The following is a 23,913-nucleotide window of genomic DNA, read 5'->3' on the forward strand; positions in this document are numbered from 1 at the left end:
AGCCATGAACCTGTCCGGACCTTTCATCAAACGCCCGGTGGCGACCATGCTGCTGTCGTTGGCGATCATGCTGCTGGGCGGGGTCAGCTTCGGCCTGCTGCCGGTGTCGCCGCTGCCGCAGATGGATTTCCCGGTGATCGTGGTCCAGGCCAGCCTGCCCGGAGCCAGCCCCGAGGTCATGGCGTCCACCGTGGCCACGCCGCTTGAGCGCTCGTTCGGCGCGATTGCCGGGGTCAACACCATGAGCAGCCGCTCCAGCCAGGGCTCGACCCGGGTGATCCTGCAGTTCGACCTGGACCGCGACATCAACGGTGCGGCCCGGGAAGTGCAGGCGGCCATCAACGCCTCGCGCAACCTGCTGCCCAGCGGCATGCGCAGCATGCCCACCTACAAGAAGGTCAACCCGTCCCAGGCGCCGATCATGGTGCTGTCGCTGACCTCCGATGTGCTGGAGAAGGGCCAGCTCTACGACCTGGCCTCGACCATCCTGTCCCAGAGCCTGTCCCAGGTGCAGGGCGTGGGCGAAGTGCAGATCGGCGGCAGCTCCTTGCCGGCGGTGCGCATCGAGCTGGAGCCGCAACTGCTCAACCAGTACGGCGTGGCCCTGGACGACGTGCGCAACGCCATTGCCAACGCCAACCAGCGTCGGCCCAAGGGCTCGGTGGAGGATGACCAGCGGCTGTGGCAGATCCAGGCCAACGATCAGCTGGAAAAGGCCCGCGACTACGAGCCGCTGATCATCCACTACAAGGACGGTGCGGCCCTGCGTCTGAAAGACGTGGCCAAGGTCAGCGACGGCGTGGAAGACCGCTACAACAGCGGTTTCTTCAACGACGATGCGGCGGTGCTGCTGGTGATCAACCGCCAGGCCGGGGCCAACATCATCGAGACGGTGAACGAGATCAAGGCCCAGCTGCCGGCGTTGCAGGCGGTGCTGCCGGCCAGCGTCAAGCTCAACCTGGCCATGGACCGCTCGCCGGTGATCAAGGCCACCCTGCACGAGGCGGAGATGACCCTGTTGATCGCCGTGGCCCTGGTGATCCTGGTGGTGTTCCTGTTCCTTGGCAATTTCCGCGCGTCGGTGATCCCGACCCTGGCGGTGCCGGTGTCCCTGGTGGGCACGTTCGCCATCATGTACCTGTACGGTTTTTCGCTGAACAACCTGTCGCTGATGGCGCTGATCCTCGCCACCGGGCTGGTGGTGGACGACGCCATCGTGGTCCTGGAGAACATTTCCCGGCACATCGACGAAGGTATCGCGCCGATGAAGGCGGCATACCTGGGGGCCAAGGAGGTGGGCTTCACCCTGCTGTCGATGAACGTGTCGCTGGTGGCGGTGTTCCTGTCGATCCTGTTCATGGGCGGGATCATCGAGAGCCTGTTTCGTGAGTTCTCCATCACCCTGGCAGCGGCCATCGTGGTGTCCCTGGTGGTGTCCCTGACCCTGACCCCGATGCTCTGCGCGCGCTGGCTCAAGCCCCACACCCCGGGCCAGGAAAACGCCTTGCAACGCTGGAGCCGGCGCAGCAACGAGTGGATGGTGGGCAAGTACGCCACCAGCCTGGACTGGGTGCTGCGGCACAAGCGCCTGACCCTGCTCAGCCTGCTGGTCACCATCGGCGTCAACGTGGCCCTGTACGTGGTGGTGCCCAAGACCTTCATGCCGCAGCAGGACACCGGCCAGTTGATCGGCTTCGTGCGCGGCGACGACGGCCTGTCCTTCAGCGTGATGCAGCCGAAGATGGAGATCTTCCGCCGCGCGGTGCTCAAGGACGCCGCGGTGGAAAGCGTGGCCGGCTTTATCGGCGGCAGCAACGGCACCAACAACGCCTTCATGCTGGTGCGCCTCAAGCCGATCAAGGAGCGCGACATCTCGGCGCAGAAGGTCATCGAGCGTTTGCGCAAGGAAATGCCCAAGGTGCCCGGCGCGCAACTGATGCTGATGGCCGACCAGGACCTGCAGTTCGGCGGCGGCCGCGAGCAGACCACCTCGCAGTATTCCTACATCCTGCAAAGCGGCGACCTGGGCGAGCTGCGCCAGTGGTACCCGAAAGTGGTGACCGCGCTGCGCGCCTTGCCTGAGCTGACCGCCATCGACGCCCGCGAAGGCCACGGCGCCCAGCAAGTGACTCTGATCGTCGACCGTGACCAGGCCAAGCGCCTGGGGGTGGACATGGACATGGTCACCGCCGTGCTCAACAACGCCTACAGCCAGCGGCAGATCTCCACCATCTACGACAGCCTCAACCAGTATCAGGTGGTGATGGAGGTCAACCCGAAATACGCCCGGGACCCGATTACCCTGAATCAGGTGCAGGTGATCACCAGCGAGGGCGCGCGGATTCCCTTGTCGACCATCGCCCATTATGAAAACAGCCTGGAAGACGACCGGGTCAGCCACGAAGGGCAGTTCGCCTCGGAAAGCATTTCCTTCGACATGGCCGAAGGCGTGACGGTGGAGCAGGGCACCGCGGCCATCGAGCGGGCGATTGCCAAGCTGGGCATGCCCGAGGACGTGATCGTCAAGATGGCCGGCACCGCCGACGCCTTCGCCGCCACCCAGAAGAGCCAGCCGTTCATGATTCTCGGGGCATTGCTGGCGGTGTACCTGGTGCTTGGGGTGCTCTATGAAAGCTACATTCACCCGCTGACCATCCTCTCCACGCTGCCGTCGGCCGGGGTCGGCGCCTTGCTCTCGATCTACGTGCTGGGCGGCGAGTTCAGCCTGATCTCGCTGCTGGGGCTGTTCCTGCTGATCGGGGTGGTGAAGAAGAACGCGATCCTGATGATCGACCTGGCGCTGCAACTGGAGCGCCACCAGGGCCTGGACCCGCTGCAATCGATCCGCAGCGCCTGCCTGCAACGCCTGCGGCCGATCCTGATGACCACCCTGGCGGCGATCCTGGGTGCCTTGCCCCTGTTGCTGGGCAACGCCGAAGGCTCGGAAATGCGCCAGCCCCTGGGCCTGACCATCATTGGCGGCCTGGTCTTCAGTCAGATCCTGACCCTTTACACCACCCCGGTGGTCTACCTCTACCTCGATCGCCTGCGCCACAAGTTCAACCACTGGCGTGGGGTCCGTACCGATGCTGCTCTGGAAACGCCGCTATGACCGACCAATCGTCCCGTCCTGTTTCTCCGCTGTCCGCCCAGCGCCTGGCCATGGCCCGGGGTTCGCGGGCCTTGAGCCTGGGCCTGTGCGTGGCGCTGCTCAGTGCCTGCGCCATCGGTCCCGACTATCAGCGCCCCCAGGTGGCCGAACCGGTGCAGTACAAGGAGGCCCAGGGCTGGCGTCAGGCCAACCCCAGCGATGCCCTGGCCCGTGGCGCCTGGTGGGAGCTGTACGGTGACACGCAGCTCAATGGCCTGATCGAGAAGCTCAACAACTCCAACCAGAGCGTCGCCCAATCGGAAGCGCAATACCGTCAGGCCCAGGCCCTGGTGCGCAGCTCCCGGGGAGCGTTCTTTCCCAGTGTCGACTTGAGCGCCGGCAAGACCCGGGCCAGCCAGGGCACCGGCAGCAGCAACTCGGGGCTGAGCAGTTCCAGCAGCGGCATTCGAGACACCTACAACACCCAATTGGGGGTGAGCTGGGAGGCGGACATCTGGGGCAAGCTGCGCCGCGGCCTGGAGGCCAACCAGGCCAGTGCCGAGGCGAGCTTCGCCGATCTGGCGGCCATGCGCCTGAGCCAGCAGTCGGAGCTGGTGCAGAACTACCTGCAACTGCGGGTGATCGATGAGCAGAAGCGCTTGCTGGAAGCCACGGTGGCGGCTTACCAGCGCTCCCTGACCATGACGCAGAACCAGTATCAGGCCGGGGTATCCGGCAAGGATGCGGTGGCCCAGGCCCAGACCCAGCTCAAAAGCACCCAGGCCGACCTGATCGACCTGATCTGGCAGCGGGCGCAGTTCGAGAACGCCATCGCGGTGTTGATCGGCGTGCCGCCGGCGCAGTTCAATCTGGCAGAAACCCCGCAGATTCCGGCGCTGCCCCAGGTGCCCCTGGCGCTGCCCTCGCAGTTGCTGGAGCGGCGTCCGGACATCGCCTCGGCGGAGCGTTCGGTGATCGCGGCCAACGCCAATATCGGCGTGGCCAAGGCCGCCTATTACCCGGACCTGACCCTGAGCCTGGCCGGAGGCTACAGCAGCAGTACCTACGCCGACTGGATCAGCGTGCCGAACCGGTTCTGGTCGGTGGGGCCGAAACTGGCCATGACCCTGTTCGATGGTGGCCAGCGCTCGGCGGAAGTGGATCGCACTGAAGCCGCCTACGACCAGACTGTGGCCAAGTACCGACAGACTGTGCTCGACGGTTTCCGCGAGGTGGAGAACTACATGATCCAGCTCAAGGTTCTGGAAGACGAAGCCCAGGTGCGCCAGCAGGCCCTGGATTCGGCGCGTGAGGCCCTGCGCCTGACCGAGAACCAGTACAAGGCCGGATTGATCGCCTACCTGGACGTGGTCACCAGCCAGGCCACTGCCCTGAGCAACGAGCGCAGCGTCCTAAGCTTGCTGCAGAGCCGGTTGATTGCCAGCGTGCAATTGATCGCCGCGCTGGGGGGTGGCTGGGATGGTCAGGTGCAGGGCGAAGGGCAGAAATAGGCCGCCGCCAGGGCTTTGCGCAGGGGCAGATGCATGCCCCCTGCGACATGGGCAAAGCCTTTGGCCACAAGGGCTGTAGGGGTATTAAGGGCCCGTGCCAGACGTTCTGTCTGGCTACTGGCTTTTTGCTCACTTTGTAGATGCGTTCTTCTACGCAATCAGTACAATCTGCGCTTTTTCCCGCCGAGCAAACTGTCGGCACAACGACCAAGAGATGCCCCATGCTCATCGGTAGTTACTCCCCCGCACTGGTCGTGATTTCCATTTTCGTGGCGATCCTCGCTTCCTATACCGCCCTTGATCTCACCGGTCGCATTGCCACCACCAAAGGCCGTGCAGCCTATCTATGGATGTGCGGCGGAGCCCTGGCCATGGGCGTTGGTGTGTGGTCGATGCACTTTATCGGCATGCTCGCGTTCTCGCTGCCCATCGACCTGGGCTACGACATCGTGCTGACCGCCTTGTCGTTGCTGATTTCCATCCTGTCCTGTGGTTTTGCCCTGTGGCTGGTGAGCCAGCCGCGCCTGCCGCTGGGGCAATTGCTGTTCGGTGCCTTGATCATGGGCACCGGCATCAGCGGCATGCACTACACCGGCATGGCGGCCATGCGCATGCAGCCGGGTATCGACTACGACCCGAGCCTGTTCAGCGCCTCGTTGCTGATTGCCTTTGGTGCTTCGCTGGCGGCGCTGTGGATCGCCTTTCACCTGCGCCAGAACACGCCCCATGTGCGTCTTGCCCGTACCGGCGCGGCGATTGTGATGGGCTTTGCCATTGTCGGTATGCACTACACCGGCATGGCCGCGGCGCGTTTCGCCGATGGCAGCTTCTGCGGTGCGCTGGGCAATGGCTTGAGCGGCAACGGCCTGGACAATCTGGTGCTGATCACCACCCTGGCGGTGCTGATCATTGCCTTGCTGACCTCGGTGCTGGATGCGCGGCTGGAAGCCCGCACCGCGGTGCTGGCGCAGTCCTTGACCGAGGCCAACAAAGAGCTGACCCAGCTGGCCCTGCACGACACCCTGACCGGGCTGCCCAATCGCATCCTGCTGGCGGACCGCATCGATCAGGCCATGCACCGGGTCACCGCCCATGGTGGCTGCTTTGCGCTGATGTTCATCGATCTGGACGGCTTCAAGCCGGTCAATGACGCCTTCGGTCACCACATGGGCGACCAGTTGCTGCGAGAAGTGGCCCAGCGCCTGCGCGAGGACCTGCGCACTGAGGACACCCTGGCGCGGATCGGTGGCGACGAGTTCGTGCTGCTGGTACAGCTCGGCGAGCCGGAAGATGCCCTGCGGCTGGCGGCACGCCAGGTGGGCCTGGTGTCCCGTTCGTTCCGCGTGGCCGACCACGATTTGCAGATTTCCGCCAGCATCGGCATCGCGGTGTATCCGGGCAATGGCCTGACCGCCCAGGAACTGTTGATGAACGCCGACGCGGCCATGTATCACGCCAAGGCCACCGGCAAGAACGGCTACAGTTTTTTCGACGCATCGATGAACACCAATGCCCGGCGTCAACTGCAGTTGCTTCAGGACCTGCGCAATGCCCTGGAACATCAGCAGTTCCGCCTGTATTACCAACCCAAGTTCGATGCCAGCAATGGTCGTCCGGTGGGGGCCGAGGCCCTGTTGCGCTGGGAACATCCGCAGCACGGCCTGCTGCTGCCGGACAAGTTCATCGAACTGGCGGAGAAGAGCGGGCTGATCATCGCCATCGGCGACTGGGTGCTGCAGGAAGCCTGCCGACAGATGCGCGAGTGGTATGTCCTGGGTTATACCCACTGGCGGATCGCGGTGAACCTCTCGGCCCTGCAGTTCTGTCACGTGGGGCTGGTCAAGAGCGTGCAGGAGGCCTTGCAGCGCTACCAGTTGCCGGCCAATAACCTGACCCTGGAGATCACCGAGACCACGGCGATGAACGACGCCGACGTCAGCATGATCGTCCTGCAGCAGTTGGCGGACATGGGGGTGGACCTGTCCATCGACGACTTCGGCACCGGCTATTCGAGCCTGATGTACCTCAAGCGCCTGCCGGCCAACGAGCTGAAGATCGACCGTGGCTTTGTCCGCGACCTGGAGCACGACAGCGACGACGCCGCCATCGTCTCGGCGATTGTCGCCCTGGGGCAGGCCCTGGGCCTGCGCATCGTCGCCGAGGGGGTTGAAACCGGGGTGCAGCAGACCTTCCTCACCCAACTGGGCTGCGATTCGTTGCAGGGCTATTACCTGGGCCAGCCATTGCCGCCCGAAGGCTTCATGCAGGGCATTCAGCTGGCTGAACACAAGTCCTGAGCGAATCCCTGGCTGCAGTTCCTGCGACCTTTGGATGAGGGCTGATTGATGTCACTGCGGTTTTCATCGCTGCCGGTGCAGTGTTTAATGACGGGCGTTGAAACGATCAGTCAGGGAGTCGGCAGCATGGACAAAGTCATCGTCATCACCGGTGGCGGGCGGGGAATCGGCGCAGCCACGGCGTTGCTGGCTGCTCAGCAGGGTTTCAAGGTGTGCATCAACTATCAGGCCGATGAACAGTCGGCTCAGCAGGTTCTGGAGCAGGTCCGCGCTCTGGGCGCCCAGGCCATTGCGGTGCGGGCCGATGTCAGCATCGAGGACGAGGTCATTGGCCTGTTTCACCGGGTCGACAACGAACTGGGCCGGGTCACTGCACTGGTCAACAACGCTGGCACCGTGGGGCACAAGTCCCGTCTCGACGAAATGTCCGAATTCCGTATCCAGAAGATCATGAAGACCAATGTCATGGGGCCGATCCTCTGCGCCAAGCACGCGGTGCTGCGCATGTCGCCGCGCCATGGCGGGCAGGGTGGCAGCATCGTCAACGTGTCGTCGGTGGCCGCGCGCCTGGGGTCTCCGGGCGAGTACGTCGACTACGCCGCCTCCAAGGGCGCGCTGGACACCTTTACCATCGGCCTGTCCAAGGAAGTGGCGGGCGAGGGTATCCGCGTCAATGCGGTGCGCCCGGGTTACATCTACACCGATTTTCATGCCCTGAGCGGCGATGCCGACCGGGTCAGCAAACTGGAAACGGCGATTCCCATGGGGCGTGGCGGACGTCCCGACGAAGTGGCCGAAGCCATTCTCTGGCTGCTGTCGGACAAGGCTTCCTACGTCACCGGCACCTTCGTCGACCTGGGCGGCGGCCGCTGAGCTCCGACCGCGCTTCCCTGCAGGAGCCAGCTGGCCGGCGAAGAGGCCCTTGAGCCTTGTGCCGACCTTGCAGGGTTCGTCGCTGGCAAGCCAGTTCCTGCGGGTTCCTTCAGTTGGCGCGGCGGCGGCCGGGGCCGATCAGCAACGCCAGCAACAGCCCCAGCACGTTGATGGCAAAGCCCATCAACAACGGCGCCAGGTACCCCAGGGTTTCCCCCGGACGGGTGCAGCTGTAGCCATATCCGTAGCCTTGTTCATGGGCCCAGACGTCCGGTGTGGCGCCCAGGTCCACGGGTGCCGAAGGCTCGGGCTGCTCCTCGGAGAACCCCAGGTTCGAATGGCTCGCGCTGCGCCTTTCCAACTGTTCGATGGCCTGCAACTGGGCGTCGTTGCAGCGGCTCTGCGCCCAACTGCCCACCACCACCAGGGTCGACAACAACAGCAGCAGAGGCACCGGGTAGTAGCGCCGGGTGCGCAGCAGGGGCGCCACCAGCAGCCCGGCGAAGAAACCGGCCAACAGCAGATTGATCCAGTACCAGGGGGCGCCTTCCAAGCTTGGCGGTACCAGGAACGACAGCAGCAGTGGCAGGACAACGCGGGCAAACAGCAGGCACAAGGCCGCGGCAAGCAGAGTGATCAGCAGGGTCTTGATCCAGGATTTCATGGGCAGTGCATCACCTTTTTTAAGCAGGGGAGGTCAACGGGGCGTATCAGTCCGGTATCACCCCTTGGGAAATTGGCGGGGTAAAGCGTCGGGCGTATTCGAGCATCTCCCGGGGGAAGATCATGTGCTTGACCGCGCTGTCGTCCAGACCGAACAGGTAGGCCACGGCAGCGGCTTCAAAGGCCCAGTAGCCGAAGTAGGAACCCTCGTCGCCTTGCAGGTGGGAGTCGTGCCAGGGAGCCTGTTCGAACGCCTCGTACCACTGGTTGCAGTACTCCACCAGCAGTTGCCGCGGCTCGTCCGGGTCTTCGCTGTAGATCGCCCAGATCAGGGGCGAGTAGAGGCTGTGGTACCACTCATCGAGCTCGGCGCGATCCGGCAGGTAGGGCTTGAGCAGGTCCTCGATCAGGGTGTCCTGGCCGCCAAAGCCGGCGCGGTCCTGCAGCAGCACCAGACGCGGTAGCAGGTCGCTGCGTTGCAGGAGGATGCACAGGCTGATCACCTGGACATATTCCTCGTACTCGTCGGGGTAGTCTTCGATGTTCAGTGGCGCGATATCCGGCCGTTCTTCATAAACCTCCAGCTTGCGCTGGTAGTCCTCGTAGCCTTCGATCACCCCGTCCAGCTCCCGGGCCAGTTGCTCCATGGGGGCACCGCCGGTGTAGCCCAGGATCAAATGGTGCAGGCGCGCGCTTCGCACCGTGGAGGCCTTGAGGGAGGCTTCCTGCTCGGGGCTGTCGGCCATCATCGAATGGGTCTGCCAATGGGCCTCTTCGCCGGCCAGGTTTTCGAGAAAGTCGTGGTACTGCTTGTGGCTGAGAAACACTTGTCTGCGGTTCATGTCGGTGCCTTGTCTCAGTACACGGGAATCAGGGTGAAGGGCGCCTTGCGCTGCGAGGTTTCCAGCAGCAGGGTCGCCAGGTCGACTTCGGCGGGCTCCAGGTCGAGCGCTTCCAGCTCTTCTTCCAGTTGCTGCGCATCGGCCGTCAGGGCCTTGATCGGCTGGCGCAGGTAGGGGCGCGGGTCTTCGCCGTAGTAGATCTTCACCGGGCCCTCAGGGATGCCTTCCAGGCGGGCAAAACCCTCTTCGTCGAGGCTGCCCTCGGCTTGCGAGCCGTCACTGAACACCGCTCGGTAAGCGGCGCCGGACACCGGTTCCAGGTTGGGGTAGTGCAGGTTCAGCTCCAGCCAGTGACCTTCGCCGGTGAGGTGTTCCAGGCCCTGGTTGATGTCCTGGGCAAGGCTCGCGGCGTCCTGGCTTGCCGGCTGCGGCGCGGGGGTGAGGGTGGTTGCGCGCGGCTCCAGGGAAGACTGCGGCTTGGGCACCAGGGCCGGGCCGCGGCTGTGGGCGGCGGCCGAGTTGTTGCGCTGCTCGGCGATCCACGGGGCGATGCGCTCTTGCACCGAGGCCATGAGGAATTCGGTGTGTTCGCAGGCTTCGTTGAGGTTGTGCAGCACCAGGCGCTGCTGCTGGGGCGTCAGGCCGTTGAAGGTGCTGGAGGCGCTCACGCCGCGGATGATCTCGGGCAGTTCTTCGGCCAGGCGCATTGGGTCCAGGCACTTTTCCAGCAGCTGTTCGGGGCTGGTTTTCAGGCGGCAGGCCATCAGGGCGTAGCGGATCATGTCGAAGAGCTTTTCGGCGTGGCGCTGGGGCGCGCGGTTGATCAGGCGCAGGAGGATCTTCAGGCCTTGTCCCGGGCCGGGGATCCAGCCGATCAGGGCCAGGGCCAGGTCGAAGAAGGCGTCTTCCTCGTCCTTGGGGTTGTTGATGGCGTCCAGTTCGAAGATCGCCTGGATGCAGTCGTAGGCGTTGAGTTCCTGGGTCAGCAGGGGCAGGCGGCCGCGTTCGATGGCCTTGAGCAGTTCGGCCTTGGCCTCTGGGTAGTCGTCGTAATACAGGTCTTCGACCATGACGTGTTCCTTTCCCTGGAAAATTGGAGTGCGGATGCTGAAGGAAACGAGGGGGTGGGGCAAGGGAGTTTTGGTTCTTTACAGGGGCTGGAATGCCGACCCAGACAAACGACCATCGTGTCTAAAGGGGCAGGCAGATCAAAAGCCTAAGCAAGACGGCGGCCTACCGGCCTGGTTTCATTTGTCCTTTACAGGGCGACGTTGCGCTTGACAGGGCCGAAGGTCCTGCGGACCTTTTCGCAGCTTCGCAGGCTCAGCAGCGGCTACAGAACAACATAGGGCCCTGTAGCCGCTGCCGCAGGCTGCGAACGGCTCCGCAGGAGACGCAGGGATCTTGAGGCTGCCCAAGATCGGCGGGCGATCGTCAGGCAAGGTCCTGCGGACCTTTTCGCAGCTTCGCAGGCTCAGCAGCGGCTACAGAACAATATAGGGCTCTGTAGCCGCTGCCGCAGGCTGCGAACGGCCGACGCAGCAGGCGCTAAACCTGCCACCCCGATGCACCTGATACACCCCATCGCCCGACTCCCCGTGCGCCTGCACCACTCAAAAGGAGCGGATGATCCGCCCCAGGGTTTCCATGGCCTGTTCCGCCGCTTCGTTCCAGGGGCTGCCGTAGTTCAGGCGGATGCAGTTGCGAAAGCGCTGGGTCGGGGAAAAGATCGGCCCGGGGGCGATGCTGATGCCCTGGGCCAGGGCCATCTGGAACAGTTTCAACGAGTCCATCTGCGGTGGCAGTTCCAGCCACAGGAAGTAGCCGCCCGCCGGCTGGCTGACCCGGGTCTGCGCCGGGAAGTAGCGGGCAATTGCCGCCAGCATGGCGCTCTGCTGTTCTTCCAGGGCGTAGCGCAGTTTGCGCAGGTGGCGGTCGTAGCCGCCGTGCTGCAGGTAGTCGGCAATCGCCGCCTGGGCCGGCATCGAGGCGCACAGCGAGGTCATGAGTTTCAGCCGTTCGATTTTCTGCGCGTAACGCCCGGCGGCCACCCAGCCGATGCGGTAGCCGGGGGCCAGGCTCTTGGCGAAGGAGCCGCAGTGCATCACCAGGCCTTCGGTGTCGAAGGCCTTGGCCGGTTTTGGCGCTTGCTGGCCGTAGTACAGCTCGGCGTAGACGTCGTCTTCGATCAGTGGCACTTGATGCTGGCGCAGCAGTTCCACCAATTCCTGCTTCTTGGCCTCGGGCATGCTCGCGCCCATGGGGTTCTGGAAGTTGGTCATGCACCAGCAGGCCTTGATCGGGTGCCGCTCCAGGGTCTGGGCCAGGACCCCAAGGTCGATGCCATCTCGCGGGTGCACGGGTATTTCCACCGCCTTGAGCTTGAGCCGTTCCAGCACTTGCAGGCTGGCATAGAAGGCCGGGGCCTCGATGGCCACCAGGTCGCCGGGCTCGGTCACGGCCTGCAGGCACAGGTTCAGGGCCTCCAGGGCGCCGTTGGTGATCAGCAGTTCCTCCATGGGCAGCATCAGCCCGGCCACCATGTAGCGTAGGGCGATCTGGCGGCGCAGTTGCGGGTTGCCCGGGGACATGTCGGTGACCACCACCCGCGGGTCCATCTCGCGGCTGGCGCTGGCCAGGGAGCGGGACAGGCGTTGCAAGGGGAACAGGGTCGGGCTGGGGAAGGCCGAGCCGAAGGGCACGGTGCTCGGGTCCTTGATCGAGTCGAGCACCGAGAACACCAGTTCGCTGACATCGACTTCGGTGGATTCGTTGACTTCGCTGCTGATCACCGGCTCGGAGAACGGGCTCGGTGCGTGAGCATTGACGAAGTAGCCGGAGCGCGGGCGGGCACGGATCAGGCCGCGACGCTCCAGCAGGTAATAGGCCTGGAACACCGTTGACGGGCTGACCCCGTAGGTCTGGCTGGCGTAGCGCACCGAAGGCACGCGCTGGCCAGGGCCCAGTACCCCGGAGCGGATCAGTTCGGCGATGTCGTCGGCGAATTTTTCGTAGCGTTTCATCTGCGGTGCAAGATCCAGTCTGGTCATCGGGTCTAGGTGTTCAGATTCGCAAGGGAAGGCTCGACGGCCAGGGTGGGGCCCATGGCGGCGTCGAGTACAGGGTTCCCGTGGCCGAGGGACGGCAGCAGGCTCCCTGGCCACGGCATTCTAGAGGCTCAGCGGTTCATCGGCGCAACAAAACGGCTTTTGGCGATGGCGTAAACGCTTGGCTCATCGCTGTCGGCGACCTTGAAGCTGATGGCCTGGGAGCTGCTTTGTGGGCGGTCCTGGGTCATCGCCACCGAGACCGGCAGGTCGGTGATTTCGCCCGGGGCCAGGCTCAGTTCGGTCTTGCCCTGCAGTTCGAAGCCGTCGCCATCCACCAGGGCCAGGCGGTAGTTCTGGCGCTCCTGGGTCTTGTTGATGATCTTCAGGCTGTAGATGTTCTCGATCTGCCCCAGGGCGTTTTCGCGGAACAGGCCACGGTCCTTGCTCACGTCCAGGGACACCATCGGCCGTTGCACCAGGGCCAGGGCCAGGGCGCCGATCATCACCAGCAGCACCGCGCTGTAGCCCACCAGGCGCGGCCGCAGCAGGTGAGTCTTGCCCCCTTGCAGTTGGTGTTCCGAGGTGTAGGCGATCAGGCCCCGGGCGTAGCCCATCTTGTCCATGATCGAGTCGCAGGCGTCGATGCAGGCGGCGCAGCCGATGCATTCCATCTGCAGGCCGTCGCGAATGTCGATGCCGGTAGGGCAGACCTGCACGCACACCTGGCAGTCGATGCAGTCGCCCAGGCCGACGTCGGCGGGCTTGACGTCACGCTTGCGCGGGCCGCGGCTTTCACCACGTACCGGGTTGTAGGAAATGGTCAGGGTGTCCTTGTCGAACATCACGCTCTGGAAGCGCGCATAAGGGCACATGTGCATGCACACCGCCTCGCGCAGCCAGCCGGCGTTGATGTAGGTGGCCGCGGCGAAAAACAGCACCCAGAACAGACTCAGGCCACCGATCTGCAGGGTCAGCAGTTCCTGGGCCAGAGGGCGGATCGGGGTGAAGTAGCCAACGAAGGTCAGGCCGGTGAGCAGGCTGATGCCCAGCCACAAGGTGTGCTTCATGGCCCGGCGGGCCAGCTTGTTCAGGCCCCAGGGCGCAGCTTGCAGCTTGATGCGCTGGTTGCGTTCACCTTCAGTGACCTTCTCGCACCACATGAACAGCCAGGTCCACGAACTTTGCGGGCAGGTGTAGCCGCACCAGACCCGGCCGGCGAACACCGTGATAGCGAACAGGCCGAAGGCGCAGATGATCAGCAGCGCCGAGAGGAGGATGAAGTCCTGAGGCCAGAAGGTCGCGCCGAAGATGTGGAACTTGCTTTCGGCCAGGTCCCAGAGCACCGCCTGGCGGCCGCCCCAGTTCAACCAGACCGTGCCGAAGAACAGCAGGAACAGGAAACCTGCGCCGGTCATGCGCAGGGTACGGAACAAACCGGTGAAGCTGCGGGTGTAAACGTGTTTGTCGGTGGTCTTCGACTTCATCTGTTTAGGGGGTGAAGGTTCGAAGGTCTCTACTAATCGGACGGGGATTCTTTCGCTCATGGTCGTTCGCTCATCAGCCTCCATCAGGCCGCGCAACTATGACCACGGATCTGTTTGCATAACAGACTCAGGTATTTGATAAAAAACCGTATCAGATGAGCCTTTACGGTGCCCCTGCGACAACTTGCTGCACCCCCTCAAGAGCCACCAGGGAAGGCCGCAGGGGCCTCTGGCACAGGCCTTCGCGGCGAGCCCTGATCCAGATCAGTCAAATCACCGAATCACCGTCGGTGGCCTTCAGATGGCGCCGACCGTCGGTGGCGCCTGCTACGGTCAAAGCATCGGCTTCTGCTTCGGTGATGTAGAGGCGTTCTCCCGCCAGCTCCACCGCCGACATGGATTTGGCAGCGTCGGTGATGACGGTCAGGGCGCTGGCGGGAAGGCGTTGGTGGAGGGTGTCGGTGTCGATGTAGCAGGTCTGGTTTTCGATGCGCAGGCTCATGATGCGTACCTCTTGGCAATGGGCGTACAGATTGGGCTGCAGGGCCTGGCCAGGGTTCGGTCGCGGCGATCAACGGTGGTCGTTGCAGGCCGGCGGGTGCAGGAGCCGGCTGCCGGCGAACAGGCCCGTCAAGAGGGCGGGCGTTCTGGCCGGCAAGCTGGCTGCTGTGGTGTCAGCGGGTCGACGCTCCATGCGTGACCACCACCGGCGGCATGGTATTGGGAGGATCGCCCTTGGGCGGTGGGGTGGTCTCTGGTGGTTCCTGCTCGGGAACCGGTTGCGGCTCGCTGGGGGGCAGGGTCGGTTGGTCGATGTTCGGATCGGGAGTTTCTGCCGGGATCGGGATATTCATCGCTGTGGCCTCCTTTGTGCTTGTCGATGCACGGGCTCTCTGGGTGGACCCTGGGAGCAGGGAATTGATTCCCGTCGATTTGGCCAGCGATCGCGGTGAACTTTCGCCGATGCTGGTGGCTCGGAAACAAGGTGCATTGATTCATCGGGGCGCTGGGCGCCCTGCGACCAGAGCGTCCATGGCGCGTTAAAGGGGTGATGCTCAATGACTGCAGAAAAACCGACTGAACAGCAATACCAGGCGCAGTTGCCCTTGTCTCAGGCCTTGTTGCTGCCGCGCATTGCCATCGAGAACACCCGCCCGGTCCTCGACGGCGGGCAGTTCGCGGTCAAGGCGGTGGCCGGCCAACAGGTCGAGGTGACGTGCAAGGTGTTCGCCGACGGCCACGACAAACTGGCCGTGCGGGTGCGCTGGCGCGAGGAGCAGCAGGACGCCTGGAGCAGCCAGGCCCTTGAGGACCAGGGCAACGATGGCTGGCTGGGGCGCTTTCCCGTGCCCACCGTGGGCCGCTATCGCTTTTGTATCGAAGCCTGGATCGATCAGTTCGCCAGCTTCTGTTACGAACTGGAGAAAAAACACCGGGCCGGGGTGCCGGTGAGCCTGGAGTTGCAAGAGGGGCGGGCTTCGGTGCAGCAAGCCGCCGAGCGTAGCGAAGGGCCGTTGCGCGAGCGGTTGCTGGCGCTGCAACAACAGCTTGCCGGCTTGCTGGAGACCGAGCAGGTCGCCCTGTTTCTCAAGGATTCCAGTGCCCGGCTGATGGCCGAGGCTGACCACCGGCCCTACCTGAGCCTGAGCCCCGAATACCCCCTGGATGTGGAGCGGGTACAGGCGCAGTTCGCCAGTTGGTACGAGCTGTTTCCCCGCTCGATCACCGAGCATCCGTCTCGCCATGGCACGTTCAACGACGTCCACTCGCGACTGTCGATGATCCATGACATGGGCTTCGACGTGCTGTATTTCCCACCCATCCATCCCATTGGCCGCAGCCACCGCAAGGGGCGCAACAACGCGTTGACGGCGGCCCCGGACGACCCCGGCAGTCCCTACGCGATTGGTAGCGAGGAGGGCGGCCACGAGGCGATCCATCCGCAGTTGGGCAGCCTGGATGACTTCCGTCGTCTGGTAGCCGCCGCTGCCGACCACGGCCTGGAGATCGCCCTGGATTTCGCCATCCAGTGTTCCCAGGACCATCCCTGGCTCAAGCAGCACCCTGGCTGGTTCAACTGGCGCCCGGACGGCACCATCAAGTACGCCGAGAACCCACCGAAGAAGTATCAGGACATCGTCAACCTCGACTTCTATGCCGCTGATGCCATACCCAGCCTGTGGCTGGAGCTGCGGGACCTCGTCATCGGCTGGGTCGAGGAGGGGGTCAAGACCTTTCGCGTGGACAACCCCCACACCAAGCCGCTGCCGTTCTGGCAATGGCTGATCGGCGACGTGCGCCGCCAGTACCCGGAGGTGATCTTCCTCGCCGAGGCTTTTACCACCCCGGCGATGATGGCGCGCCTGGGCAAGGTCGGTTACACCCAGAGCTACACCTACTTCACCTGGCGCAACACCAAGAGCGAGCTGGCCAGCTATTTCAGCGAGCTCAATCAGTCGCCGTGGCGCGAGTGCTTCCGGCCGAACTTCTTCGTCAACACCCCGGACATCAATCCGGCGTTTCTGCATGACTCGGGGCGCCCGGGGTTTCTGATCCGCGCGGTGCTGGCCAGCATGGGCTCGGGACTGTGGGGCATGTACTCCGGGTTTGAGCTGTGTGAATCGGCACCGGTGCCGGGCAAGGAGGAGTACCTGGATTCGGAGAAGTACGAGATCCGGCCCCGGGATTTCAACGCCGCCGGCAACATCATTGCCGAGATCGCCCAGCTCAACCGCATCCGCCGGCAGAACCCGGCGCTGCACAGTCACCTGGGGCTCAAGCTGTACAACGCCTGGAACGATCAGATCCTGTACTTCGGCAAGCGCAACGCCGAGGGCGACAACTTCGTCCTGGTGGCGGTCAGCCTCGATCCCTTCAATGCCCAGGAGGCCCATTTCGAACTGCCGCTGTGGGAGCTGGGGCTGGCCGACGATGCCGCCACCCAGGGGGAGGACCTGATGAACGGCCATCGCTGGACCTGGTACGGCAAGACCCAATTCATGCGCCTGGAACCGGCGCAGCCCTTCGGCATCTGGCGCATCACCCCCACGTAGACGGCGGCTTGCCGCGTTTTTCCTCATAGGCGCCGGCTTGCCGGCGAATCGGCCCGCGAGCCTTGTGCAGGCCGGGCGACGCCTTCGCTGGCCAGCCAACCCCAACCAAGGGCGTGCTGTGTGGCGGCTGCGAATTCATTTTTTCAGGAGACCGACATGGCCAAGAAACCCCGCTCAGCGACCTTTATCAAGGACCCGTTCTGGTACAAGGACGCGGTGATCTACCAGGTGCATGTGAAGTCCTATTTCGATTCCAATAACGATGGGATCGGCGACTTTCCCGGGTTGATCGCCAAGCTCGACTACATCAAGGAACTGGGGGTCAACACCCTCTGGCTATTGCCGTTCTACCCCTCGCCACGCCGTGATGACGGCTACGACATCGCCGAGTACCGCGGGGTCAGCCCCGACTACGGCACCCTGGCCGACGTCCGGCGCTTTATCGCCGAGGCCCACAAGCGCGAGCTGCGGGTGATCACCGAGCTGGTGATCAATCACACCTCGGACCAGCACCCCTGGTTCCAGCGGGCGCGCAAGGCCAAACCGGGCTCGGCGGCGCGCAATTTCTATGTGTGGTCCGACGACGAGCAGAAATACGCCGGCACGCGGATCATCTTCCTGGATACCGAAACGTCCAACTGGACCTGGGACCCGGTGGCCGGGCAGTACTTCTGGCACCGCTTCTATTCCCACCAGCCGGACCTCAATTTCGACAATCCCCAGGTGATGAAGGCGGTGCTCTCGGTGATGCGCTACTGGCTGGACATGGGCATCGACGGCCTGCGCCTGGACGCCATTCCCTACCTGATCGAGCGCGATGGCACCCACAACGAGAACCTGCCCGAGACCCACGAGGTGCTCAAGCAGATCCGCGCCGAGATCGACGCCCACTACCCGGACCGCATGCTCCTGGCCGAGGCCAACCAGTGGCCGGAGGACACCCAGCTGTACTTTGGCCAATCAACCAATGGCGACGACGGCGACGAATGCCACATGGCGTTCCACTTTCCACTCATGCCGCGCATGTACATGGCCCTGGCCCAGGAAGACCGCTTCCCCATTACCGATATCCTGCGCCAGACCCCGGAGATTCCGGCCCACTGCCAGTGGGCGATCTTTCTGCGCAACCACGATGAGCTGACCCTGGAAATGGTCACCGACAAGGAGCGCGACTACCTGTGGAACTACTACGCCGCCGACCGCCGGGCGCGGATCAACCTGGGGATTCGCCGGCGCCTGGCACCGCTGATGGAACGCGATCGGCGGCGCATCGAACTGCTCAACAGCCTGCTGCTGTCGATGCCCGGCACCCCGACCCTGTATTACGGCGACGAGATCGGCATGGGCGACAACATCTACCTGGGGGACCGCGACGGCGTGCGCACGCCGATGCAGTGGTCCATCGACCGCAATGGCGGCTTTTCCCGCGCCGACCCGGCGAGCCTGGTGCTGCCGCCGATCATGGACCCGCTGTATGGCTATCAGTCGGTCAACGTCGAGACCCAGTCCGGCGATCCCCACTCGTTGCTCAACTGGACCCGGCGCATGCTGGCGGTGCGCAAGCAGTCCAAGGCCTTTGGCCGGGGCACGCTGAAGATGCTGTCGCCGAGCAACCGGCGGATTCTGGCCTATACCCGGGAATACACGGGGCCTGACGGCAAGCAGGAAATCATCCTCTGCGTGGCCAACGTCTCGCGCAGTGCCCAGGCGGCGGAACTGGACCTGTCGGCCTTCGCCGGCATGGTGCCGGTGGAGATGCTCGGCGGAAATGCCTTTCCCCCTATCGGCCAGATGCATTTCCTCCTGACCCTGGCGCCTTACGGTTTCTACTGGTTCGTTCTGGCGGCAGAAAACCAGATGCCCAGCTGGCATGTGGAACCGGCCCAGAGCCTGCCGGACTTCACCACCCTGGTGCTGAAAAAACGCCTCGAAGAATTGCTCGAAGCGCCATCGCGCACCACGCTGGAGCACAGCGTCTTGCCCCACTGGCTGCCCAAGCGCCGCTGGTTCGCTGGCAAGGACAGCGCCATCGAGCAGGCACAGATCGCCTACGGTGTAGGTTTTGGCGATCCCCAGCATCCCGTGCTGCTCAGCGAGATCGAGGTCACCAGCGATGGGCAGCGCCAGCGCTATCAACTGCCCTTCGGCCTGCTCGGGGAAGAGCCGCTCGGCAGCGCCTTGCCTCAGCAACTGGCCATGGCCCGGGTGCGGCGCGGACGCCAGGTCGGGCTGATCACCGATGCTTTCGCCCTGGACAGTTTCGTGCGCAACGTGCTGCTGGCCCTGCAGGCGCAGACCCGGCTGGACAGCGCTGCCGGGCAGATCCGATTCGACGGCACCGGGTTACTGGCCGAGTCGGGGCTCAGCGCTGACTCCGAGGTGCGCTACCTCTCGGCGCAACAGTCCAACAGCTCGGTGGTGGTGGGGGGCAGTCTGGTGCTCAAGCTGATTCGCAGAGTGGAAGCAGGCATTCACCCGGAACTGGAAATGGGCGCCTTCCTCACTGCCGCCGGATTCCGCCATATCTCGCCCTTGCTGGGCTCGGTGGTGCGCCGCGATGAGCAGGGCGAGGATCATCTGCTGATGATCGCCCAGGGCTACCTGAGCAATCAGGGGGATGCCTGGGAATGGACCCAGAACAACCTGGAGCGGGCCATCCGCGATGAGTGGGCGCAGGCCATGTCCGAGCAGGAACAACACTACAACGCCCTGGGGGAGCTTGAGGATTTCGCCGGCCTGCTGGGGCAGCGCCTGGGAGAAATGCACCTGTTGCTGGCGGCCCCCGACAGCCCCCCGGACTTTGCACCACAAGTGAGCACCCTCAAGGACACCCAGGCCTGGAATCGTCAGGTGGCGGCACAAGTGGAACGGGGGTTGCAGTTGCTCCAGCAGCGTCAGGGCGAGCTGAGCCCCGGCGACCAGAAACGGGTGAGCCGATTGTTGCAGCACAAGACGAAAATCCTCGGTCACATCCAGCAACTGGCCAGGCAGTTGGTGGGTGGGCTGCGGATCCGGGTGCATGGTGACCTGCATCTGGGGCAGGTGCTGGTGGTCAAGGGCGATGCCTACCTGATCGACTTCGAGGGTGAGCCGGCGCGGCCTCTGGCAGAGCGTCGGGGCAAGCACAGCCCATACAAGGATGTCAGCGGGGTGTTGCGCTCCTTCGACTACGCTGCCGCCATGGCCCTGGAGACGCCAGCGGTGGAGGGCCCGCAGATGGCCGAGCAGGCCCGGCAACGGGTGGTCCGTCGTTATCTGCAGGAGGCGCGGCAAGCCTTTGTCCAGGCGTATCGGCTGGCGACGGCTAGTCTTGCCCATGAGTGGCAGGACCCGGCGGCTGCGGATGCCGCACTGGCCCTGTTCAGTCTGGAGAAGGCCGCCTATGAGCTGGCCTATGAAGCGGAAAACCGGCCCACCTGGCTGCCTGTGCCCTTGCACGGCCTGGTGGGGCTGTTGCGTGAACTGGAACCCTTTTCCGATCTTGAGCGTGATGGAGAGCAGTCATGAGTGTCTCGAACAAGGAACAGGGAAAGAACCAACCGGCATTGCTCCCGTCAGCCGAGGTCATCGATGCACTGGTGCGGGCCGAGCATCCTGATCCGTTCGCTGTGCTCGGGCCCCACGGAGACGGTGCCGGCGGGCAATTCATCCGGGCCTATCTGCCTGGCGCCCTGAGCGTGCAGGTGCTGGACCGGGAGCAGCAGCAAGTGCTCGGCAGCCTCCACGCCGCCGAAGTGCCCGGGCTGTTTGCCGGGCATTTCAGCCAGAGCCGGCCCTATCTGCTGCGGGTGCAGTGGGCCGGTGGCGAGCAGGTCAGTGAAGACCCCTACAGCTTCGGCCCGTTGCTGGGGGAGATGGATCTGTATCTGTTCGCCGAAGGCAATCATCGTGACCTCGGCTCCTGCCTGGGGGCGCAACCGACCACCGTGGACGGCGTCCAGGGCGTGCGCTTTGCGGTCTGGGCGCCCAACGCCCGGCGGGTCTCGGTGGTGGGGGACTTCAATATCTGGGACGGGCGGCGCCACCCCATGCGCCTGCGGCATCCCTCCGGGGTCTGGGAACTGTTCGTTCCGCGCCTGCAACCTGGAGAGGCCTACAAGTACGAGATTCTCGGGCCCCAGGGCATCCTGCCGCTCAAGGCCGACCCCATGGCCCTGGCCACCCAGTTGCCGCCGGACACCGCGTCCAGGGTCGCCGAGCCCTTGCAATTCCACTGGCAGGACCAGGCATGGATGCAGGCCAGGGGCGAACATCAGCGAACCGATGCGCCCTTGTCCATCTACGAGTTGCACGCCGGCTCCTGGCAGTGCGAAGTGGATGACCTGGGGGAGGTGGCCCGCCAGTACCGCTGGGCCGAGCTGGCCGAACGCCTGATCCCCTACGTCAAGGACCTGGGCTTCACCCATATCGAGCTGATGCCGATCATGGAACACCCCTTCGGCGGCTCCTGGGGGTATCAACCGCTGTCACAGTTCGCCCCCAGTGCCCGCTATGGCTCGCCCCAGGATTTCGCCGCTTTTGTCGACGCCTGCCACCAGGCGGATATCGGCGTGATCCTCGACTGGGTGCCGGCGCACTTTCCCACCGATACCCATGGCTTGGCCCAGTTCGACGGCACCGCGCTCTATGAGTACGGCAACCCCCTGGAAGGCTTTCACCAGGACTGGGATACCCTGATCTACAACCTCGGGCGCACGGAAGTGCACGGTTTCATGCTGGCCTCGGCGCTGCACTGGCTCAAGCATTTCCATGTCGACGGTCTGCGGGTGGATGCGGTGGCCTCGATGCTCTATCGCGACTATTCGCGCAAGGCCGGTGAATGGGTGCCGAACCGCCACGGCGGCCGCGAGAACCTCGAAGCCATCGACTTTCTGCGCCACCTCAACGATGTGGTGGCCCTGGAAGCGCCGGGCGCCCTGGTGATCGCCGAGGAATCCACCGCCTGGCCCGGGGTCAGCCAGCGCACCGACCAGGGCGGCCTGGGCTTTGCCTACAAATGGAACATGGGCTGGATGCACGACTCCCTGCATTACATCCAGCAGGACCCGGTGTACCGCGCCCATCACCACAACGAACTGAGCTTCGGCCTGGTGTACGCCTGGTCCGAGCGTTTCATCCTGCCGATCTCCCATGATGAGGTGGTGCACGGCAAGCATTCGCTGATCGACAAGATGCCGGGCGATCGTTGGCAGAAGTTCGCCAACCTGCGGGCGTACCTGAGCTTCATGTGGGCCCATCCGGGCAAGAAACTGCTGTTCATGGGCTGCGAGTTCGGCCAGTGGCGTGAGTGGAACCACGACCAGCAACTGGACTGGTACCTGCTGCAGTACCCGGAGCACCGGGGCGTGCAGCAATTGGTGGGCGACCTCAACCGGCTGTATCGCCAGTACCCGGCGTTGCATGACCAGGACGACGTGCCCCAGGGTTTCCAGTGGCTGATCGGCGACGATGCGATCAACAGCGTCTATGCCTGGTTGCGCTGGAGCAAAACCGGCGAGCCCTTGCTGGTGGTGGCCAACTTCACCCCGGTACCGCGCCAGGCCTACCGCGTCGGCGTGCCGCTGGCGGGACGCTGGAGCGAGCTGCTCAACAGCGATTCGCAACTCTATGCCGGTTCCAACTATGGCAATGGCGGCGAAGCCTTCAGTGAAGAACAGGGCAGCCATGGCCAGGCCCTGTCCCTGGTGCTCAACCTGCCGCCCCTGGCGGTGTTGATCCTGCGCCCCGACAGCCTATAGCCGCGGGTGGCCGGTAATGGTCAACATCAGGCCATTACCGGCACCTTCAGGGGCGCATCACCAACGCATGCGCACGCCCAGGCTGCCGATCAGGCCGTTGAGGTCGTTGTCATCCACATCGCTGCTGTAGTCGGCACTGACGTACAGGCTCACGGCGGGGGTGACCCTGGCCACCAGCCCCAGGCCAACCTCTACGGTGGAGGATTTGCGGCTGCTGCTGATCTTGTCCACCTGGTCCAGGCTCAGGGTCTCGCCGCTGTAGACCGTATGCCAGAGATTGGTGCGCACATAGGGTTCCAGGGGCAGGCCATGGACGTCATAGCGCCCTTGCAGGCGCGCGCCGACCCGGCCGCTCCAGGCGTTGAGGTCGTTACTGCTATTGCCACCGTCCAGGCGAATGCGTTGGTTGATCACCTGGGCCTGGGGTTCGATCACCCAGTTGTCGCTCAGGCCTATGGCTACGCCGCCCTGCACGGAAAAGGTCATGGCGTTGCCTTCGGTGGTCATGCCCCGGCCCTGCTCATTGCGACTGAAACCGCTGACCCGGCCGCCGCTGGCGGACATGTCCAGGTGCCAGCCCTCGGCACCCTGCAGGCGCCAGAAGGCGCCCAGGCCTTGTCCCTGGACGCTGAGCCCGGCATTGCGTGGGTCGTTGACGGTGCTCGGGGCGCCGCCTTGGGTGAGGGTGTAGGTGTTGGGGGTACTCAGCAGGCCGATCTGTTGGGTGGTGCCGTTGTTCTGGATGCTGTAGAGCAGGGGGCCTTTGCGCGGTTCGCCGCCAGCGCCGGGCAGCGCCAGGTAGCCGACTTCAAGGTGCGTCGGCAGTCCGGGCCGGTCCAGAACCGCGAAGTCGCTCGGGCGCGGGCTGCCCAGGGGGGAGGCGCTGATCGGCAGGCTGCTCAGGGTTGGGGGGTATCCGGTGTTGTCGGTGTCCTCCCCCGGGGACGCCGCGACCTCCATGGAGCACAACAGCAAGGATGTGTACAGGCTGCACAAGGCGAATGGCAGAGGGCTTGAGGTGAGTGAGGTATTCATGGAGGTCTACCTTGCAAATGCATGCTTTATCTCGTTGGGGCGCCTCTCCCACCCCCGTTCGAGAGGCAGCCGGATTCAATCGGGTAAAGTCCGCCGACCCGCTCTGCAGCAGGTGTTTTCGGCCTTTTCCCGGTTACTTTTTCCAGGGGTGGTCATTGGTAGCTAAGGAGAGAGCAGGGGGCTCGTCAAGAAAATGACTGACAAACGGAAGGGTTATTTTTGGGCGGCCAAATCACTGAAAAATGGCACTTTGTCCGAATGCCAGGGATGTGCGGC

15 protein-coding genes are annotated in these 23,913 nt (G+C 64.1%); 7 read left to right on the forward strand and 8 right to left on the reverse strand.

The genetic code is table 11. The annotated features are described in order from the left end of the window. Positions 1–4 precede the first annotated feature (4 nt). The 4 genes from J5M73_RS22085 (at position 5) to J5M73_RS22100 (ending at position 7,772) form a co-directional block, all read left to right on the forward strand. Positions 5–3,112 (forward strand): efflux RND transporter permease subunit, encoded by a 3,108-nt coding sequence (locus tag J5M73_RS22085; protein WP_102863428.1) that lies wholly within the window; start codon positions 5–7, stop codon positions 3,110–3,112. Further along, positions 3,109–4,602, forward strand: coding sequence for an efflux transporter outer membrane subunit (locus J5M73_RS22090; protein WP_102863429.1), 1,494 nt, complete (start codon positions 3,109–3,111; stop codon positions 4,600–4,602). Before J5M73_RS22085 ends, J5M73_RS22090 begins: the two co-directional genes overlap by 4 nt. A 221-nt stretch (positions 4,603–4,823) precedes the next feature. Then, positions 4,824–6,899, forward strand: a complete 2,076-nt coding sequence (locus J5M73_RS22095; RefSeq protein ID WP_102863430.1) for an EAL domain-containing protein — start codon at positions 4,824–4,826, stop codon at positions 6,897–6,899. A 126-nt stretch (positions 6,900–7,025) separates the two neighbouring features. After that, complete coding sequence (locus J5M73_RS22100) at positions 7,026–7,772, forward strand: SDR family oxidoreductase (RefSeq protein ID WP_207816112.1); 747 nt, start codon at positions 7,026–7,028, stop codon at positions 7,770–7,772. Between the two features lie 109 nt (positions 7,773–7,881). Here the strand turns inward: J5M73_RS22100 and J5M73_RS22105 are convergent, their stop codons facing one another. The 7 genes from J5M73_RS22105 to J5M73_RS22135 all read right to left on the reverse strand — a co-directional run bounded on the left by J5M73_RS22105 (position 7,882) and on the right by J5M73_RS22135 (position 14,665). Further along, complete coding sequence (locus J5M73_RS22105) at positions 7,882–8,436, reverse strand: hypothetical protein (RefSeq protein WP_207165935.1); 555 nt, start codon at positions 8,434–8,436, stop codon at positions 7,882–7,884. Between the two features lie 46 nt (positions 8,437–8,482). Continuing rightward, complete coding sequence (locus J5M73_RS22110) at positions 8,483–9,277, reverse strand: PoNe immunity protein domain-containing protein (protein ID WP_207816114.1); 795 nt, start codon at positions 9,275–9,277, stop codon at positions 8,483–8,485. Positions 9,278–9,291: 14 nt separating this feature from the next. Beyond that, positions 9,292–10,347, reverse strand: coding sequence for a hypothetical protein (locus J5M73_RS22115; protein ID WP_207816116.1), 1,056 nt, complete (start codon positions 10,345–10,347; stop codon positions 9,292–9,294). A gap of 543 nt (positions 10,348–10,890) precedes the next feature. Then, a complete protein-coding gene (gene mapR, locus J5M73_RS22120; RefSeq protein ID WP_053151441.1) occupies positions 10,891–12,300 on the reverse strand; it encodes a GntR family transcriptional regulator MpaR in 1,410 nt (469 codons plus the stop codon). A 155-nt stretch (positions 12,301–12,455) separates the two neighbouring features. Next, positions 12,456–13,871 carry a cytochrome c oxidase accessory protein CcoG gene (ccoG, locus tag J5M73_RS22125; protein ID WP_102863435.1) on the reverse strand — a complete coding sequence of 472 codons (1,416 nt, stop codon included), beginning with the start codon at positions 13,869–13,871 and terminating at the stop codon, positions 12,456–12,458. 208 nt (positions 13,872–14,079) lie between these two features. Further along, complete coding sequence (locus J5M73_RS22130) at positions 14,080–14,313, reverse strand: DUF3203 family protein (protein WP_102863436.1); 234 nt, start codon at positions 14,311–14,313, stop codon at positions 14,080–14,082. Between the two features lie 172 nt (positions 14,314–14,485). Next, positions 14,486–14,665 carry a hypothetical protein gene (locus J5M73_RS22135; protein ID WP_102863437.1) on the reverse strand — a complete coding sequence of 60 codons (180 nt, stop codon included), beginning with the start codon at positions 14,663–14,665 and terminating at the stop codon, positions 14,486–14,488. A gap of 204 nt (positions 14,666–14,869) precedes the next feature. Here J5M73_RS22135 and J5M73_RS22140 point away from each other — a divergent pair, with 204 nt between their 5' ends. From J5M73_RS22140 to glgB, 3 genes are all read left to right on the forward strand, one after another. After that, on the forward strand, positions 14,870–16,864 hold the full coding sequence (locus J5M73_RS22140) for an alpha-1,4-glucan--maltose-1-phosphate maltosyltransferase (protein ID WP_102863438.1): 1,995 nt from the start codon (positions 14,870–14,872) through the stop codon (positions 16,862–16,864). 156 nt (positions 16,865–17,020) lie between these two features. Then, positions 17,021–20,371 (forward strand): maltose alpha-D-glucosyltransferase, encoded by a 3,351-nt coding sequence (gene treS, locus J5M73_RS22145; protein ID WP_207816120.1) that lies wholly within the window; start codon positions 17,021–17,023, stop codon positions 20,369–20,371. After that, the gene (glgB, locus tag J5M73_RS22150; RefSeq protein ID WP_102863440.1) at positions 20,368–22,602 is read left to right on the forward strand and encodes a 1,4-alpha-glucan branching protein GlgB; all 2,235 of its coding nucleotides are present in this window, start codon (positions 20,368–20,370) and stop codon (positions 22,600–22,602) included. Before treS ends, glgB begins: the two co-directional genes overlap by 4 nt. A 57-nt stretch (positions 22,603–22,659) precedes the next feature. On the opposite strand, the gene J5M73_RS22155 is transcribed toward glgB, so the two are convergent. Further along, entirely contained in the window at positions 22,660–23,637 is a 978-nt protein-coding gene (locus tag J5M73_RS22155) for an autotransporter outer membrane beta-barrel domain-containing protein (protein WP_207816122.1), read from the reverse strand. Between the last annotated feature and the right edge of the window lie 276 nt (positions 23,638–23,913).

Source organism: Pseudomonas sp. 50_B (genome assembly GCF_017491625.1).
GTDB lineage: Bacteria > Pseudomonadota > Gammaproteobacteria > Pseudomonadales > Pseudomonadaceae > Aquipseudomonas > Aquipseudomonas danubii.

What these genes read in the sequence shown, in the direction of transcription:
- J5M73_RS22085 (WP_102863428.1), top strand. Translation starts at nt 5, where the DNA reads ATGAACCTGTCCGGACCTTTCATCAAACGCCCGGTGGCGACCATGCTG.
- J5M73_RS22090 (WP_102863429.1), top strand. Translation starts at nt 3,109, where the DNA reads ATGACCGACCAATCGTCCCGTCCTGTTTCTCCGCTGTCCGCCCAGCGC.
- J5M73_RS22095 (WP_102863430.1), top strand. Translation starts at nt 4,824, where the DNA reads ATGCTCATCGGTAGTTACTCCCCCGCACTGGTCGTGATTTCCATTTTC.
- J5M73_RS22100 (WP_207816112.1), top strand. Translation starts at nt 7,026, where the DNA reads ATGGACAAAGTCATCGTCATCACCGGTGGCGGGCGGGGAATCGGCGCA.
- J5M73_RS22105 (WP_207165935.1), bottom strand. Translation starts at nt 8,436, where the DNA reads ATGAAATCCTGGATCAAGACCCTGCTGATCACTCTGCTTGCCGCGGCC.
- J5M73_RS22110 (WP_207816114.1), bottom strand. Translation starts at nt 9,277, where the DNA reads ATGAACCGCAGACAAGTGTTTCTCAGCCACAAGCAGTACCACGACTTT.
- J5M73_RS22115 (WP_207816116.1), bottom strand. Translation starts at nt 10,347, where the DNA reads ATGGTCGAAGACCTGTATTACGACGACTACCCAGAGGCCAAGGCCGAA.
- mapR (WP_053151441.1), bottom strand. Translation starts at nt 12,300, where the DNA reads ATGAAACGCTACGAAAAATTCGCCGACGACATCGCCGAACTGATCCGC.
- ccoG (WP_102863435.1), bottom strand. Translation starts at nt 13,871, where the DNA reads ATGAGCGAAAGAATCCCCGTCCGATTAGTAGAGACCTTCGAACCTTCA.
- J5M73_RS22130 (WP_102863436.1), bottom strand. Translation starts at nt 14,313, where the DNA reads ATGAGCCTGCGCATCGAAAACCAGACCTGCTACATCGACACCGACACC.
- J5M73_RS22135 (WP_102863437.1), bottom strand. Translation starts at nt 14,665, where the DNA reads ATGAATATCCCGATCCCGGCAGAAACTCCCGATCCGAACATCGACCAA.
- J5M73_RS22140 (WP_102863438.1), top strand. Translation starts at nt 14,870, where the DNA reads ATGACTGCAGAAAAACCGACTGAACAGCAATACCAGGCGCAGTTGCCC.
- treS (WP_207816120.1), top strand. Translation starts at nt 17,021, where the DNA reads ATGGCCAAGAAACCCCGCTCAGCGACCTTTATCAAGGACCCGTTCTGG.
- glgB (WP_102863440.1), top strand. Translation starts at nt 20,368, where the DNA reads ATGAGTGTCTCGAACAAGGAACAGGGAAAGAACCAACCGGCATTGCTC.
- J5M73_RS22155 (WP_207816122.1), bottom strand. Translation starts at nt 23,637, where the DNA reads ATGAATACCTCACTCACCTCAAGCCCTCTGCCATTCGCCTTGTGCAGC.